Origin of the sequence: Actinosynnema sp. NPDC049800, from assembly GCF_040656635.1 — a bacterium.
Lineage (GTDB): Bacteria > Actinomycetota > Actinomycetes > Mycobacteriales > Pseudonocardiaceae > Actinosynnema.
This window is the reverse complement of record NZ_JBFAMT010000007.1, coordinates 186,006-201,619: the sequence shown is the minus strand read 5'-3', so window position 1 is coordinate 201,619 and position 15,614 is coordinate 186,006. Positions and strand designations below refer to the sequence as shown.

Below are 15,614 nucleotides of genomic sequence, written 5' to 3'. Positions count from 1 at the left end.
TGGCACGTCCGTTAGTACCGTACTCGTCGGTAACGTTATTTCGGACTATTCCCATCACCCATTCGGAGAATACCCGTGGCATTGCGCCGTCGCCTGCTGGGGCTGCTGTTCGCCGCCCTCCTGGTCGCGCTGTGCGGTTTGTCCGTCGCGGCGTACCAGAAGGTGTTCACGTCCCGGGTGACCGTGCTGCTGCGCACCGACCACGTCGGCAACCAGCTCCAGGCCGAGTCGGACGTGAAGCTGCTCGGCGTGCTGGTCGGCGAGGTGCGGGCGATCCGCTCGCACGGCGACGGCGCCGAGGTCGAGCTCGGGCTGCGCCCGGACCAGGTCGGCCGCATCCCGGCGAACGTGTCCGCCCGGCTGCTGCCGAAGACGCTGTTCGGCGAGCGGTTCGTCAGCCTGGAGCTCCCGGACGACCCCGCCGGCGCGCTCGACGACGGCGCCGTGATCGAGCAGGACCGCACGTCCGGCGCGATCGAGCTGGAACGGGTGCTCGCGGACCTGCTGCCGACGTTGCAGGCCGTGCGGCCGGACAAGCTGTCCTCCGCGCTGACGTCGATGGCGCGGGCGCTGGACGGGCGCGGCGCGACCCTGGGGCAGGCGATCGTGGACCTCGACGCCTACCTGCGCGAGCTGAACCCGCACCTGCCCGTGCTCAAGGAGGACATCACCGCGTTCGCCGACGTCACCGGCGTGTACGCGGACGCGGGGCCGGACCTGGTGCGGGCGTTGGCGGACGCCACCGCGGTCAGCCGCACGATCGCCGAGCAACGCGCCGACCTCGACGCCGTGTACGCCAGCCTCACCACCGCTTCGGCCGACCTGACCGGCTTCCTCCGCGCCAACGGGGAGACCGTGGTGGCGCTGGCGGACCGGTCACGGCCGACGTTCGAGCTGTTCGCCACCTACTCGCCCGAGTTCGGGTGCGTGCTCGGCGCGGTCAACGCCATCCGGCCGCGGATGGACCAGGTGCTCGGCAAGGGCACCGACCAGCCGGGCGTGCACGCGGAGATCACGGTCGTGCCGCCGGGGGAGGAGTACGTGCCCGGCCGCGACGACCCCGTGCACCGCCGGGGCGGTGGTCCGCACTGCCCGTCCGGTCCGGTCAACGCGGTCGCCCCCGACCAGGTGCCCGACTGGGCGCGTCTGCTCACGGCGGGTGGCCGATGAGGAACATCGCCGCGCCGCTGACCAAGTTCCTGGTGTTCGTCGTGGTCACGGTCGCCGCGACCGGCTTCCTCGCGGCGACCATCGCGGGCAGCCAGGTCGGCTCCGCCGTCGTCTACGCAGCCCGGTTCACCGACGTCACGGCGTTGGCCGAGGGCGACGACGTGCGCATGTCCGGGGTGAAGGTCGGCCAGGTCGAGTCGATGGAGCTGGTGGACGACGAGCTGGTCGACGTGTCGTTCTCGGTCGCCGACGGCCGGTCGCTGTCCGCCGACGTCACCGCCACCATCAAGTACCGCAACCTGGTCGGCCAGCGGTACGTCGCGCTGGAGCAGCCCGCCGGGCGGATGGGGGAGAAGCTGCCGCACGGGGGCCTGATCCCCGTCGAGCGGACGACCCCGGCACTGGACCTGACCACGTTGTTCAACGGGTTCAAGCCGCTGTTCCAGGCGCTGGACCCGGAGGACGTCAACAAGCTGTCGCACGAGATCGTCCAGGTGCTGCAGGGCGAGGGCGGCACGGTGGAGAGCCTGCTCGCGCACACCGCGTCGCTCACCTCCGCGCTGGCCGCCAAGGACGACGTCATCGGCAAGGTGGTGGAGAACCTGAACGCGGTGCTGGAGACGGTGAACTCGCGGGACGACCGGTTCGGCGAGCTGCTGACCTCGATGCGGCAGCTGGTGTCCGGCTTCGCTGCCGACCGCGAGCCGATCGGCAACGCCATCACCGGCCTGGCCGCGTTGAGCGACAGCACGGCGTCGCTGCTGGAGCAGGGACGCCAACCGCTCAAGGACGACATCGCCGCGCTCGGGCTGCTCGCGGGCAACCTCGGCGACGCGCCCGAGCTGGAGCCGTTCATCCGCAACCTGCCGGTGAAGTTCGAGGCCATCGGCCGCACCGCGTCCTACGGCTCCTGGCTCAACTTCTACCTGTGCTTCGCCTCCTCCGAGGCCCCGCCCGCGCCCGGCGGACCGCCGGTCGGCATCCCCGTCACCGAATCGAGGTGCCACCGATGACGCCCCAGCGGATCGAACGCAGACCGGTGCTGCTGGGAGCCGTAGGCCTCCTGGTCATCGCGATCACCGCCCTGCTCACCTTCTTCCTGGAGGACCTGCCGTTCTTCGGCGGCGGCGTGGAGCACACCGCCGAGTTCACCGAGGCGGCCGGCCTGCGCGTGGACGACGAGGTCCGCGTCGCGGGCCTGAAGGTCGGCGAGGTGACCGACGTCGAGCTGCACGGGGGCCGGGTGCGGGTGACGTTCCGGGTCACCGGTGTCGAGCTGGGCGACCGCAGCCGGGCCGAGATCCGGATCAAGACCCTGCTCGGGCAGAAGTACCTGGCGCTCGACTCGGAGGGCCGCGACCCGCTCACCGACACCATCCCGGTCGAGCGCACCACCTCGCCCTACGACGTGATCGAGGCGTTCAGCGGGCTGTCGACGACGCTCGGCGAGATCGACACCGACCGGCTCGCGGAGAGCTTCCAGGTGCTCTCGGACACCTTCCGCGACTCGCCGGAGCACGTGAAGCAGGCGTTGGAAGGGTTGTCGGCGCTGTCGAAGACCATCTCCTCGCGCGACGGGCAGCTGGCGTCGCTGATCACGGGCGCGAACCGGGTCAGCGGGGTGTTGGCGGAGCGCAACAACGACTTCGCCGCGCTCATCACGGACGGCAACCTGCTGCTGGAGGAGGTCGGCCGCCGCCGTGACGCGATCGCGGCGCTGCTCGACGGGACCCGCGCGCTGTCGCGGCAGCTGTCCGGCCTGGTCGCCGACAACTCCGAGCAGCTGCGGCCCGCGTTGGAGCAGCTGGAACGGGTCACCGACGTGCTGCGGGCCAACCAGGACGCGCTGGAGCGGGGCCTCGCGCTGGCCGGGCCGTACTACCGGGTGCTGAACAACTCCCTCGGCAACGGCCAGTGGGTGGACACCTACCTGTGCGGGCTCGTGGTCGACCCGGGCGCGCGGCGCGACTGCCCGACGGGAGGCCGCTGATGTTCGCCCGGACGCGGGGCGGTCGCCGCCTGGTCGTGGCGCTGGCGCAGGGGTCCGTGCTGGTCCTCGTGGCGGCGGCGGTCGTGTGGTGGATCTTCCTGCGGCCTTCGCCGACGCGGGTCGCCGCCTACTTCACCGCCGCCGTCGGCGTGTACGAGGGCTCGGACGTGCGGGTGCTCGGCGTGCCGGTCGGCCGGGTGGTCGGCGTGCTGCCCGAGGGCGGGTCGGTGCGGGTCGACCTCGAACTGGACCACGGCGTGGAAGTGCCCGCCGACGCCCGTGCCGTGGTCGTGTCGCCGAACATCGTGGCCGACCGGTACGTGCAGCTCACGCCCGTCTACACCGGGGGCGACAAGATCGCGCCCGGGGCCGTGATCACCAGCGCGCGCACCGCGGGCACGGTCGAGCTGGACGAGCTGTACACGAGCCTGGACACGCTGCTGACCGCGCTCGGCCCGAACGGGGCCAACCGCGAGGGCGCGTTGTCCGACCTGCTGAACACGGGCGCGGCCAACCTGGACGGGACCGGCGCGGCGCTGGGCGAGTCGATCCGGCAGCTCGCGGACGCGGCGAAGACGTTGGCGGGGTCGCGGGACGACCTGTTCGGGACCGTGGACAACCTCCAGTCGTTCACGTCGATGCTCGCGGCGAACGACGAGCAGGTGGGGCGGCTGGCCGACCAGCTGGCCGACGTGTCCGGGTTCTTCGCCGCCGAGCGGGACGACCTGGGCGCGGCGTTGGGCGAGTTGGCCACCGCGCTGGAGCAGGTGCGGGGTTTCGTGCACGACAACCGCGAGCGCGTGAAGTCCAGTGTGGACGACCTGGCCGTGCTGACCGGGACCCTGGTGCGGCAACAGGAGTCGTTGACCGAGATGCTGGAGGTCGCGCCGGTCGCGTTGCACAACGTGGTGAACGCCTACGACCCGGCGACCGGGACGTTGAACGCGCGCGCCAACCTGAACGAGTTCGTGACCGACCTGCTGAGCGTTCCCGGAGGTGCGCGGTGAGGCGGCTGGCGGCGGTGGGGCTCGTCCTGGTGCTGACGGGGTGCTCGGCGATGCCGAGCGCGTACGACCTGCCGCTGCCCGGCGGCGCGGACCTCGGCGACCGGCCGTACCGGGTGACCGTCGAGTTCGACGACGTGCTCGACCTCGTGCCGCACGCCGGCGTGAAGGTGGACGACGTGGCGGTGGGCAAGGTCGAGGACATCGGGTTGTCCGAGGACGGCTCCACGGCGCTGGTGCGGGTCGCGGTGCGCGGTGACGTGCTGCTGCCGTCGAACGCCCTCGCCCGGCTGCGGCAGTCGAGCCTGCTGGGGGAGAAGTACGTGGAGCTGGCCGTGCCCGACGAGCGGTCGGCGTCGCCGCTGGTGGACGGGGCGGTGATCCCGGTGACGCGGACCAACCGCAACCCCGAGGTGGAGGAGGTGTTCGGCGCGTTGTCGATGCTGCTCAACGGCGGCGGCATCGCGCAGATCCGGGACATCTCACGGGAGCTGAGCGCCGCGCTGTCCGGCAACGAGGCCGCGGTGCGGTCCCTGCTGTCCACTGTGGACTCTTTCGTCGGCGCGATGGACTCGCACAAGGGCGAGATCACGCGCGCTCTCGAAGGGATGGACAAGCTCGCGTCCTCCCTGGAGGCGCGCAAGGGCGACATCGGCGAGGTGCTGGACGGGCTGGAGCCGGGTCTGCGGGTGCTGAACGACCAGCGCGGGCAGCTGGTCGGGCTGTTGAACGCGTTGCGCGAGCTGTCCGACGTCGCGGTGGACACGGTGAACCGCAGCCGTGACGACCTGGTGGCCGACCTGCGGGCGCTGGAGCCGACGTTGCGGCGGCTGGCCGAGTCCGGGCAGAACCTGCCGCAGTCGCTGGAGATGCTGCTGACGTTCCCGTTCACCGACGCCGTGCTCGACGGCATCAAGGGCGACTACCTCAACACCTACCTGACCCTGAAGCCCGGAGGGCGTTGATGATCACCCGGCGGATCCGGTTGCAGGTCGCGCTGTTCGCGGTCATCGCGCTGCTCGGCGTCACGTACGTGAGCGCGAAGTACGTCGGGCTCGTGGTGGTGGACGACGGCTACGCGGTCAGGCTGGAGCTGGCCCGCACCGGTGGCCTGTTCACCGGCGGCGAGGTGACGTACCGGGGTGTGCCGGTGGGCCGGGTCGGGCCGATCCGGCTGGGTGACGGGCAGGTCGAGGTCGAGTTGCGCATCGCGGCGGGCGCGCCGCCGATCCCGGTGGACCTGGAGGCGGTGGTCGCGAACCGCTCGGCGGTGGGCGAGCAGTACGTCGACCTGCGGCCGCGCCGGGACAGCGGGCCGTACCTGGGCGACGGTTCGGTGATCGAGCGGTCGCGGACCAGGCTGCCGCTGCCGGTGGAGCAGGTGCTGACCAGCCTGGACGACCTGGCGCGCTCGGTGCCGGTCGAGTCGCTGCGGACCGTCGTGGACGAGCTGGACCAGGCGTTGCGGGGCACCGGGCCGGATCTCCAGGTGCTGCTGGACGCCACGACCGAGTTCATCGGGACGGCCGGCGCGCACCTGCCGCAGACCACGCGGTTGCTCGACGACTCCGTCGCCGTGCTGCGGACCCAGCTGGACCACTCGGCCGCGATCAACTCGTTCGCCGACAGCGCGCTGCTGGTCGCGTCACGGCTGCGTGAGTCGGACGGCGACCTGCGGCGGCTGATCGGGGCCGTGCCGGGCGCGTCGGCGGAGGTGAGCGCCCTGCTGCGGGAGTCGGGGCCCAACCTCGGCATCGTGCTGGCCAACCTCCTGACCACGGCGGACGTCCTCGTCACCCGGCAGGGGGCGTTGGAGGAAGTCCTGGTGACCGTGCCGGACGCGGTGTCGGTGGGCGCGTCGACCGTCGCGTCCGGCCAGGCCCGGTTCGGCCTGGCGCTGACGTTCTTCGAACCCCCACCGTGCACCGCGGGCTACGAGGCCACCCCGCGCAAGAGCGGCCTGGACACGTCGGTCGGCCCGTTCAACACCGACGCCGCCTGCACCCTCCCGCGCGGCTCCGCCACCGGCGTCCGGGGCTCCCAGAACGCACCGCGCTAGTCCGGAACTCCGTCCAGGTCAACCTCGTCGGGCTCGTTCTCGAGGATGGCCACCATCTCGACCGGGATGTGGAACGCGAACGCCGTGACGCCGTTGTAGGCCGGGGTCAGCGCGGGCTCGACACCCTCTGCCACGATGCCGCGGCTCTGCAGCATGCGCGTGATGCGTGCGGTCGGTTTGGTGAAGCCTCGCAGCGACCGTTCGTCGTTGAACCCGCCGATCCGGTAAATCGTCTCGCGATCGATCCACCCCTCCTGTCTGGCCGCCTGACGGATGACCTCGGCTTGTGGTCGTTCCTCGAAGTCGAGCTGCCGGAGCAGCTCGGCCACGCCGGCGGGCGTCCAGGTCGCGCTCTCCTGGCTCTCGCTCACCCGCGCGACGTCGCTCACGGACTCGCTGCGCACCTCGACCTCGATCGCCGCCGCCCGTTTGAGGAGGTCGACGGGCCGCATCATGTAGAGCTGCTTGCCGGACGCGGCGGCGAACTGCTCCACCAGCTCGACGCGCGGACCGAGGAATTCCGACCGGTAACGCCACCACCAGTCCTCCTTCTCGTCACCGGTCACGAAGAGCAGGTCCGCGTCACGCCGCGCCGCCTCCTGGACCGCCTGCGCCCAGACGAGGTAGTCGCCGGCCGCGCCCTCGGGCAGGTTCGACTCGTCCTTGCCCGCGTCGAGGTAGCCGGGTGGCTCCTTCGCGGCGGCACGTCGTTTGCCCTCCTTGACCAGTTCGGTCCACCGGGTGGGCTCGGGCTTCGCGCCCACCTTGCCGCGCAGGAGCGCTTCCAACTGGTCGAGCACCGGCTCGCGTCCCGGCACCCCCGGCGAGTCGGGCGACGCCGGGGTGTGTGATCCGATGACGTCCACCAGGTCCTGGTGCAGCTTGGCGACCTTGCGCACGAGGTCGTCGCGCACCGCGTCGGCCAACGCCGTGGTCTTCGCCCACTGGTGCAACGCGTCGTCAGCGGCCCGCTGCTGCTTGCCCAGCGCGGTGAGCACCTGGTCGGTGGCCACCGCACGGCCTGCCAGCACGGTCAGCCGGTTGCGCCAGAACTCGCGCATCACCTGGTGCGGCACCCACAGCCGGTCACCCACCCCGCGCAGCAGGCCGAGCAGGTCGTCGCGCGTCGACTCGTTGTACCGGTACAGGTTGAGCAGGACGTTCGCGTCGACCACGACCAGCGCGGAGCGGAGGGCGTCGGCCAACTCGTCCTCGGACGGGCGGCGATAACCGGGGAAGGCGTCGTAGATCCCTAAGCTGCCATCAGCCTGCTCGACCATGTCCGGTAGATCGTCCTGGCGGCGGCCGGTGTTTCAGGCGGGGGAGACGTAGAACCAGGCGCCGTCCTCGCGGACGAAGCGGCTGTTCTCGTGCAGCTCGTCGCGGTGGCCCTGCCAGCGGTAATGGGCGCGGAACTCGACCGTGCCCGTCGTCTGGAACGGGGTGCCGCCGGTGTGCGAGAGGATCTCCAGGTGGGTCCAGCGCTGGTCCGGGTCCAGGTCCAGCGACGCCGGCCGGGTCGTCGGGTGCCACGTGGCCAGGAGGTAGTCCTCGTCGCCCACCGCGAACGCGCTGTAGCGGGAGCGCATGAGGGCTTCCGCGGTCGGCGCCTTGCGCCGCCCCTGGTGCAACGGGCCGCAGCACTCCTCGTAGGGCTCACCCCGGCCGCACGGGCAGCGGTCGCTCATCCCGGGGGCGGTCATTCCGGCCGGTCGCAGGCGGTGCGGCCGGAACGGTCGTAGCGCACCCACGCCAGCGCGTTCTCCGCCTCGCGGTCACCGGACGCCGCCTCCGCCGACAGCGACGCGTGCACCTGGTAGCGCAGGTCGGCGGGCACGGCCGGGTTGGTGAGCAGGTTCGCGCGGACCACCGGGCTCGGGTCGTCGGCGAGCGCCGCCAACGCCTCGGCGGGCGCGGACGGGTCGGTCGACAACGCCTCGCGCGCGGCGACGGACATCGGTTCGGTCACGTGCACAAGGATATAAGGAGAGCGGCTCCCCTCCCGTTGACTGCCAGTCGGGGAGGGGAGCCGCTTGAGGGCTGGGCTACGGCGTCAGCCGCACGCCACACCGTTCAAAGTGGGAGAAGTGAACGGTGGGGTACCGCCGCTGAAGCTCGCGTTGTAACCGATGGTCGCGGTACCACCGGTCGCGAGTCCGCCGTTCCAGGCCGCGTTGCCGACGCGGACGATGTCGCCGCCGTCGGTCCACGTCCCGTTCCAGCCCTGGGAAACGGTCACGCCGGGCGCGGAGAACGTCAGGGTCCAGCCGGTGAGGGCCGCGCCCCGGTTCTCGATGACGATCTCGCCGGTGTAACCGCCCGACCACTGGCTCACCACGCGGTGCGTCACCCTGCATCCGTCCCCTGGAGGCGGAGTGGTGGTCGTGGTGGAAGTGGTCGTGGAAGTAGTAGTGGTGGTGCTCGTGGTCGTGGAGGTAGTGGTGGACGTCGTCGTGGTGGTGGACGTCGGGCCGGCGGCGATGGCCAGGTCGTAGGCGCGCTGTGGCACGAACTGGCCCGCCTGTGCGATGCAGCCGTCGGCCTCGCCGGGCAGCTTGACCCAGAGGAACCCGGCGATGCGGGAGTCGCCGGTGCTGGTCGTGCTGGGCGTGCCGATGGCGCGCCCGGCGGGGTCGCACCACTCGGTGCCCAGCGGGCCGTTGCCGTTGCGGCTGGTGTCGATCACGGCGGTGAGCCTGCCGTCGCCGACGGCGTTGAGGATGTTCTTGGTGTAGGCCACCTCGTCGGACGTCCTGCGGTAGTTCGACACGTTCGACGCGATGCCGTCGGCGCTGTTGGAGATGTCGGCGGCGCGCAGCCGGTTGGCGGCCTCCGACGGGGACAGCCACGCCGAGTTGCCGATGTCGTAGTACACCTTGGCCTGCCCGGAACCCGACTTGAGCTTCTTGCCCGCGTAGGCCATCGACGCCCTGGTCTGGTTCTGCTGGTCGGCGCTCTGGCAGTTGCTCATGATCGGCAGTACGTCCGGTTCGAGCACGATCCACGCCGGCCGACCCGCCAGCCCCGCCGCGACCTCGTCCACCCAGGCGCGGTAGGCCTCGTGGGAGGGCGCGCCGCCGCCACTGGCGCCACCGCAGTCGCGGTTCGGGATGTTGTAGACCACCATGATCGGGATCTTCCCGGCCGACGCCGCCGCGCCGACGTAGGAGTTGACCTCCGAACGCACCGTCGAGGTGTTGGTGGTGGTGAACCACCGCGCCGCGGGAACCGAGGCGATCCGGTCCCGGATCACCGCCGCCCGCGAGTCGTTGGGGTTCTGCGCGACCCACCTCGCGGACGAGGTGTTCGGGTCGACGTAGAACGCCGAGTCGGCCGCCTGCGCGGTCGTCGCGCCGCCGCCGAGGACCAGGGCAACGGCGCTGGCCACCAGAGCGCTGGAGAGCGCGCCCGCCGCGGCCAGCCTCGCCTTGTGGCGTGGCCGTCGGACGTCGGTGCCGGATTCGTGGGCGTTGTGTGCTCGCATCGGAAGGTCCTCGCAGCGTCGGTGCTGAACGGGGGCGGACTTCGGCTGGGAGCGCTCCCAGGTGGCAGGACTGTAGCCAGTCGGAAACGGTGAAGAAAAGAGGTCGTGATCCACCGGTGACCCCCGCCGTTTCTCACGGTCCGTGAAGAAAACGCCGGATGAACAGTGCCTGAGACGGGTCAGCCGCCGACGAACGCGCGGTTCGCCACTGAGGGTGAGCATTTCCTGGGTCGACTGCTCCGATCAGGTTACTGAGACCCAGGTCACGGCGGAGTCGAAGTTGATGTCGAAAATTTGTCGAATTACGCCGTGCGGTCGCCGTGGCAATACGCCGAAAAGCTCATCACTGGTGCACAGAACCGGACATTCTTAGTCTGGGAACGCTCCCAGCACTCTCCCGGACCCTGTTCTCGCCCCGGAGGCAACGCAATGACGCGCACTCCCTCCCGACCTGTCGCGGTGGCCGCGACGACGGCCCTCCTGGCGGCCGTCGCCCTCGCCGCCACCGTGCTGGTGCCGCACCTGCGGCCGGTCGCCACCGCGCAGGTGGCGGCCCAGGCCGACCCGCGGGTCGAGCAGCTGCTCGCCCGCATGTCGCTGGACGACAAGGTCGGCCAGATGACCCAGGTCGACCGCGGCGCCCTCGGCTCCGCCGCGGACCTGGCCACCTACCGGATCGGCTCGCTGCTCTCGGGCGGCGGCTCCGCGCCGACGCCGAACACGCCCCAGTCGTGGGCCGACATGTACGACAACTTCCAGCGCACGGCCATGTCCACGCCGCTGGGCATCCCGCTCGTCTACGGCGTGGACGCGGTGCACGGGCACAACAACGTGCGCGGCGCGACGATCTTCCCGCACAACATCGGCCTGGGCGCCACGCGCGACCCCGGGCTGGTCCAGCGCATCGGCGAGGCCACCGCGAAGGAGGTCGCGGGCACCGGCATCGACTGGAACTTCGCGCCCTGCCTGTGCGTCGCGCGCGACGACCGGTGGGGCCGCACCTACGAGTCGTTTGGCGAGGTGCCGGAGATTCCCACCGCGATGACCAGCTACATCGACGAGTTGCAGGGCGCGACCCTCGGCGGCACGCCCGGCTCGGTGCTCGCCACCGCCAAGCACTTCATCGCCGACGGCGGCACGGCCGCGGGCGACGACCAGGGCGACGCCCGGATCACCGAGCAGGAGCTGCGCACGGTGCACCTGCCGCCGTTCAAGGCCGCCGTCGAGCGCGGCGTCGGCTCCGTGATGATCTCCTACAGCAGCTGGAACGGCGTCAAGGCGCACGGTCACCGCTACCTGATCACCGACCTGCTCAAGACCGAGCTCGGCTTCACCGGCTTCGTGGTCTCGGACTGGGCGGGCATCGACCAGATCGACGGCGCGACCGGGTTCACCGGCGCCGAGGTCGCCGCGGCGGTCAACGCGGGCATCGACATGGTCATGGTGCCGACCGACTACCGGCGGTTCATCAGCCTGCTCAAGGCCGAGGTGCAGGCCGGTCGCGTGAGCACGGCCCGCATCGACGACGCCAACCGCCGCATCCTGACCAAGAAGTTCGAGCTCGGCCTGTTCGAGCGCCCGCTCACCGACCGCTCGCTGACCTCGACGGTCGGCTCGGCCGCGCACCGCGACCTGGCCCGCCAGGCCGTGCGGCAGTCGCAGGTGCTGCTGCGCAACGACGGCGTGCTGCCGCTGGCCAAGTCCGGCCGGTACTTCGTCGCGGGCAAGTCGGCCGACGACATCGGCAACCAGAGCGGCGGCTGGACGATCACCTGGCAGGGCGGCAGCGGCAACACCACGCCCGGCACCACGATCCTCCAGGGCATCCGCGACCTGGTCGGCTCCGGCGCGTCGATCACCCACGACCGGTACGGCGCGGGCGTGGACGGCTCGTACGACGCGGCCATCGCGGTGGTGGGGGAGACCCCGTACGCCGAGGGGCAGGGCGACCGGCCGTACGGCCTCGGCCTGGACCGCGAGGACCTGGAGACGATCAACCGGCTCCGCTCGGCGGGCATCCCGGTGGTCGTCGTGCTGGTGTCCGGACGCCCGCTGGACATCGCGAACCAGGTCGGCGACTGGGACGCGCTGCTCGCCTCCTGGCTGCCCGGCACCGAGGGCCGCGGCGTGGCGGACGTGCTGTTCGGCGACTACAACCCGACCGGCAAGCTGCCCATGACCTGGATGAACAGCGGTTCGCAGCAGCCGATCAACGCCGGTGACGGCAAGGCCGCCCTCTACCCGCTCGGGCACGGCCTGAGCTACCGCCCCATCACCACCAGCACCACGCCGACCAGCACCACCACCTCGACGACGACCACCACCACGACCACGACGACCACGACGACCTCCGTGCCCCCGCCCGGCGGCTGCGTGGCCACGGCCCGCCTCGCCGGCTCCTGGCAAGGCGGGTTCCAGGCCGAGGTCACCGTCGCCAACACCGGAACCGCTCGGCTGAACGGCTGGACGGTCACCTGGACGAGGCCCGGCGACCAGACGATCAACTCGCTCTGGAACGGCACGCTGACCCAGTCCGGCACCTCGGTGTCCGTGGACGACGTCGGCTGGAACGGCACGCTCGCACCCGGGGCTTCGGGGTCCTTCGGGTACACCGCGAGCGGCTCGGCGGTCACGCCCGAGCTGACCTGCCGGGCGAGGTAGCGCCGAGCCGTGGTCACGTTCTGGGAGCGCTCCCCCACGCTGGGTCATTCGGTCCAGCGCCGGCCACCGTTCGGCGCAGAGGCGGGACGCCTGCAAGCCGAATTTGTCAAGGCTTTGTGGCTGAACCCTCTTTTCACGGTGTTTCGTTGCCGTTACAGTCCCGGACTGGGAGCGCTCCCAGAAACCTCCACCGCCCTGCCCCTCGGAGGCACCGCATGCGACGACGCATGTCCGGTGCGCTGGCCGGCACGCTAGCCGTGCTGGTCAGCGCCTTGACGCTGACCCCGTTCCAGCCGTCCGCGACGGCCGCGCCCGCGTTCAACTACGGCGAGGCCCTGCAGAAGTCGATCTGGTTCTACGACGCCCAGCGGTCCGGCGACCTGCCCGCGGACAACCGGGTGAACTGGCGCGGCGACTCCGCGCTGCGCGACGGCAGCGACGTCGGCCTCGACCTCTCGGGCGGCTTCTACGACGCGGGCGACCACGTCAAGTTCGGCCTGCCGTTCGCGGCCACGATGTCGATGCTGGCGTGGGGCGCGGTGGAGAACCGCGACGCCTACGAGAGCTCGGGCCAGCTGCGGCACCTGATGGCGAACCTCAAGTGGGGCACGGACTGGATCATCAAGGCCCACCCGTCGCCCAACGTGGTGTACGGGCAGGTCGGCAAGGGCGACGACGACCACAAGTGGTGGGGCGCGGCCGAGGTCATGCAGATGGCGCGCCCGTCGTACAAAGTGGACGCGTCCTGCCCCGGCTCGGACCTGGCGGGCGAGTACGCCGCGGCGATGGCGTCGGCCTCGATGGTGTTCAAGGCGACCGATCCCACCTACGCCGCCACGCTGCTGACCCACGCCAAGCAGCTCTACAGCTTCGCCGACACCTACCGCGGCAAGTACAGCGCCTGCATCACCGACTCGGCGAACTTCTACAACTCCTGGAGCGGCTACCAGGACGAGCTCGTGTGGGGCGCGATCTGGCTGTACCGCGCCACGGGCGACGCGAGCTACCTGGCCAAGGCCAAGGCGGAGTACCCGAAGCTGTCCACGGAGCCGCAGACCACCACGCGGTCCTACCGGTGGACCATCGCGTGGGACGACAAGTCCTACGGCGCCTACGTGCTGCTGGCCAAGCTGACCGGCGAGGCCGAGTACGTCGCCGACGCGAACCGGTGGCTGGACTACTGGACCACCGGCTACAACGGCAACCGGGTGCGCTACTCGCCGGGCGGCCAGGCGCACCTGGACACCTGGGGCTCGCTGCGGTACGCGGCCAACACCGCGTTCGTCGCGCTGGTCTACAGCGACTGGCTGCGCGAGCGCGACGCCGCGAGGGCGACCACCTACCACGACTTCGGCGCGCGGCAGATCAACTACGCGCTGGGCGACAACCCGCGCAACGCCAGCTACGTCGTCGGCTTCGGCGCCACCCCGCCGCGCAACCCGCACCACCGCACCGCGCACGGCGCGTGGGCCGACACCATGCAGGACCCCGTCACCAGCAGGCACGTGCTGTACGGCGCCCTGGTCGGCGGCCCCGGCACGAACAACGACTCCTACAAGGACGACCGCACCGACTTCGTCGCCAACGAGGTCGCGCTGGACTACAACGCCGGGTTCACCGGCGCGCTCGCCCGGCTCTACAAGGAGTACGGCGGCACGCCGCTGGCGAACTTCCCGGTCGCGGAGGCCACCGACGGCCCCGAGCTGACCGTGCAGGCCTCGGTCAACCAGAGCGCGACCGGCTTCACCGAGATCAAGGCGTTCGTGCTCAACAAGACCGCGTGGCCCGCCCGGATGTTCAACGGCTCGCTGCGCTACTACTTCACCCTCGACGGCGCCACCACGCCCGACCAGGTCACCGTCACCACGAACTACAACCAGTGCGGCACGCCGGGCGCGCCCAAGCAGCACAGCGGCTCGGTGTACTACGTGGACGTGCCGTGTCCCGGCGTGTACCCCGGCGGCCAGTCCGCGCACAAGCACGAGGTCCAGTTCCGCATCACCAGCGCCGGCACCTGGGACCCGTCCAACGACTGGTCGTACGAGGGCCTGGGCACGGGCAACACGGTCGCGCTGACCGACCGCGTGGTGCTCGTGCAGGACGGCCAGGTGCAGTGGGGCAAGGAGCCCGGTCCGGCGGTGGTGGACCGCGAGGCGCCCACCGTCCCCACCGGGCTGCGGGCGGTCGCCGGTCCGAACAACACCTTCACCCTGGGCTGGAACGCCTCCACCGACAACGTCGGGGTGGCCGGCTACGACGTGCTGCGGGCGGACGGCACGGTCGTAGGTGCCACGGCCACCCCGACGTTCCCCCTCTCCGGCCTCGCGCCGGGCTCGCACTCCTTCTCGGTACGGGCCAAGGACGCGGCGGGCAACGCGTCGGCGGCGAGCACGCCGATCGTGATCACCGTGGCGGACAACGGCGACCGCGAGGCGCCGACCGTCCCGGGTGGACTGACCGCCTCCGCGATCACGAGCACCGGCGCGACGATCACGTGGACCGCCTCCAGCGACAACAACGCCGTGGTGGGCTACGACATCGTCCGCCCGGACGGCTCGGTCGCGGCCACCACGACCGGCGTGAGCCACCAGTTGACCGGCCTCACCGCCGACACCGCCTACACCTTCGCCGTCCGAGCCCGGGACGCCGCCGGCAACGTCTCCGCCGCGAGCACCGCGGTGACGTTCCGGACCACGCCGGGCGGCGTGAGCGGCCCAGTCGCCGTGCAGCAGCGCGGCAACGGCTCGGCGAGCGCCAACCAGATCGGCGCGACGCTCGCCGTGGTCAACCGCGGCGCCACGGCGGTCGACCGGTCCACCGTCACCCTCCGGTACTGGTTCACCGGTGACACCGCCAACGCCAACTACCAGGTGTTCTGCGACTGGGCGGTGGTCGGCTGCGCCAACGTGCGCGCCACCGTCGTGAAGCTGCCGAACGCACGGCCGGGCGCGGACTCCTACCTCCAGGTGTCCTTCACCGCGGGCACGCTCGCCGCGGGCGCGAGCACCGGCGACATCCAGTTGCGGGTGGCCAAGTCCGACTGGTCGACCTTCAACCAGGCCGACGACCACAGCTACCGGGTGAGCGCGACCCTCACCGACTTCGACCGGGTGACCGCCTACACCGGCGGAACCCTCGCCTGGGGCACGGAGCCCTAGCACCCAGACTCGGCACGGGACGTTCTGCGCGCCCAGGCGTCCCGTGCCGACTCCACTCCGCCCCGCCCTTTCAAGCTCGCGGGTCAAT

General features: G+C 71.2%; 12 protein-coding genes and 1 pseudogene. 9 read left to right on the top strand and 4 right to left on the bottom strand.

Annotated elements, in window-relative coordinates:
• Positions 1-75: 75 nt before the first annotated feature.
• Genes AB0I91_RS11970 through AB0I91_RS11945 form a run of 6 tightly spaced genes read left to right on the top strand, consistent with a single transcriptional unit; the run spans position 76 to position 6,223 of the window.
• Positions 76-1,170 (top strand): MCE family protein, encoded by a 1,095-nt coding sequence (locus AB0I91_RS11970; RefSeq protein ID WP_498775712.1) that lies wholly within the window; start codon positions 76-78, stop codon positions 1,168-1,170.
• Complete coding sequence (locus AB0I91_RS11965; RefSeq protein WP_498775714.1) at positions 1,167-2,183, top strand: MCE family protein; 1,017 nt, start codon at positions 1,167-1,169, stop codon at positions 2,181-2,183. The genes AB0I91_RS11970 and AB0I91_RS11965 overlap by 4 nt, the downstream gene beginning before the upstream one ends.
• Positions 2,180-3,160, top strand: a complete 981-nt coding sequence (locus AB0I91_RS11960; protein WP_499636675.1) for an MCE family protein — start codon at positions 2,180-2,182, stop codon at positions 3,158-3,160. The genes AB0I91_RS11965 and AB0I91_RS11960 overlap by 4 nt, the downstream gene beginning before the upstream one ends.
• Positions 3,160-4,167 (top strand): MCE family protein, encoded by a 1,008-nt coding sequence (locus AB0I91_RS11955; RefSeq protein ID WP_498775718.1) that lies wholly within the window; start codon positions 3,160-3,162, stop codon positions 4,165-4,167. Before AB0I91_RS11960 ends, AB0I91_RS11955 begins: the two co-directional genes overlap by 1 nt.
• A complete protein-coding gene (locus AB0I91_RS11950; RefSeq protein ID WP_498775720.1) occupies positions 4,164-5,129 on the top strand; it encodes an MCE family protein in 966 nt (321 codons plus the stop codon). The genes AB0I91_RS11955 and AB0I91_RS11950 overlap by 4 nt, the downstream gene beginning before the upstream one ends.
• Complete coding sequence (locus AB0I91_RS11945) at positions 5,129-6,223, top strand: MCE family protein (protein WP_498775722.1); 1,095 nt, start codon at positions 5,129-5,131, stop codon at positions 6,221-6,223. Before AB0I91_RS11950 ends, AB0I91_RS11945 begins: the two co-directional genes overlap by 1 nt.
• On the opposite strand, the gene AB0I91_RS11940 is transcribed toward AB0I91_RS11945, so the two are convergent.
• The 4 genes from AB0I91_RS11940 to AB0I91_RS11925 all read right to left on the bottom strand — a co-directional run bounded on the left by AB0I91_RS11940 (position 6,220) and on the right by AB0I91_RS11925 (position 9,707).
• Positions 6,220-7,503 carry a PIN-like domain-containing protein gene (locus AB0I91_RS11940; RefSeq protein WP_498775724.1) on the bottom strand — a complete coding sequence of 428 codons (1,284 nt, stop codon included), beginning with the start codon at positions 7,501-7,503 and terminating at the stop codon, positions 6,220-6,222. The genes AB0I91_RS11945 and AB0I91_RS11940 overlap by 4 nt on opposite strands.
• Positions 7,504-7,536: 33 nt before the next feature.
• Positions 7,537-7,911 (bottom strand): YchJ family protein, encoded by a 375-nt coding sequence (locus tag AB0I91_RS11935; protein ID WP_498775726.1) that lies wholly within the window; start codon positions 7,909-7,911, stop codon positions 7,537-7,539.
• Between the two features lie 11 nt (positions 7,912-7,922).
• A complete protein-coding gene (locus tag AB0I91_RS11930; protein ID WP_498775728.1) occupies positions 7,923-8,192 on the bottom strand; it encodes a hypothetical protein in 270 nt (89 codons plus the stop codon).
• Between the two features lie 84 nt (positions 8,193-8,276).
• Complete coding sequence (locus AB0I91_RS11925; protein WP_498775730.1) at positions 8,277-9,707, bottom strand: glycoside hydrolase family 6 protein; 1,431 nt, start codon at positions 9,705-9,707, stop codon at positions 8,277-8,279.
• A 429-nt stretch (positions 9,708-10,136) separates the two neighbouring features.
• Between AB0I91_RS11925 and AB0I91_RS11920 the strand changes: the two are divergent.
• The 3 genes and pseudogenes from AB0I91_RS11920 to AB0I91_RS11910 form a co-directional block, all read left to right on the top strand.
• Positions 10,137-11,975 (top strand): annotated as a pseudogene (locus AB0I91_RS11920) (glycoside hydrolase family 3 protein); the annotation flags it as partial.
• A gap of 84 nt (positions 11,976-12,059) precedes the next feature.
• Positions 12,060-12,368 (top strand): cellulose binding domain-containing protein, encoded by a 309-nt coding sequence (locus tag AB0I91_RS11915; protein ID WP_499613098.1) that lies wholly within the window; start codon positions 12,060-12,062, stop codon positions 12,366-12,368.
• Between the two features lie 215 nt (positions 12,369-12,583).
• Positions 12,584-15,526 (top strand): glycoside hydrolase family 9 protein, encoded by a 2,943-nt coding sequence (locus AB0I91_RS11910; protein ID WP_498775732.1) that lies wholly within the window; start codon positions 12,584-12,586, stop codon positions 15,524-15,526.
• Positions 15,527-15,614 lie beyond the last annotated feature (88 nt).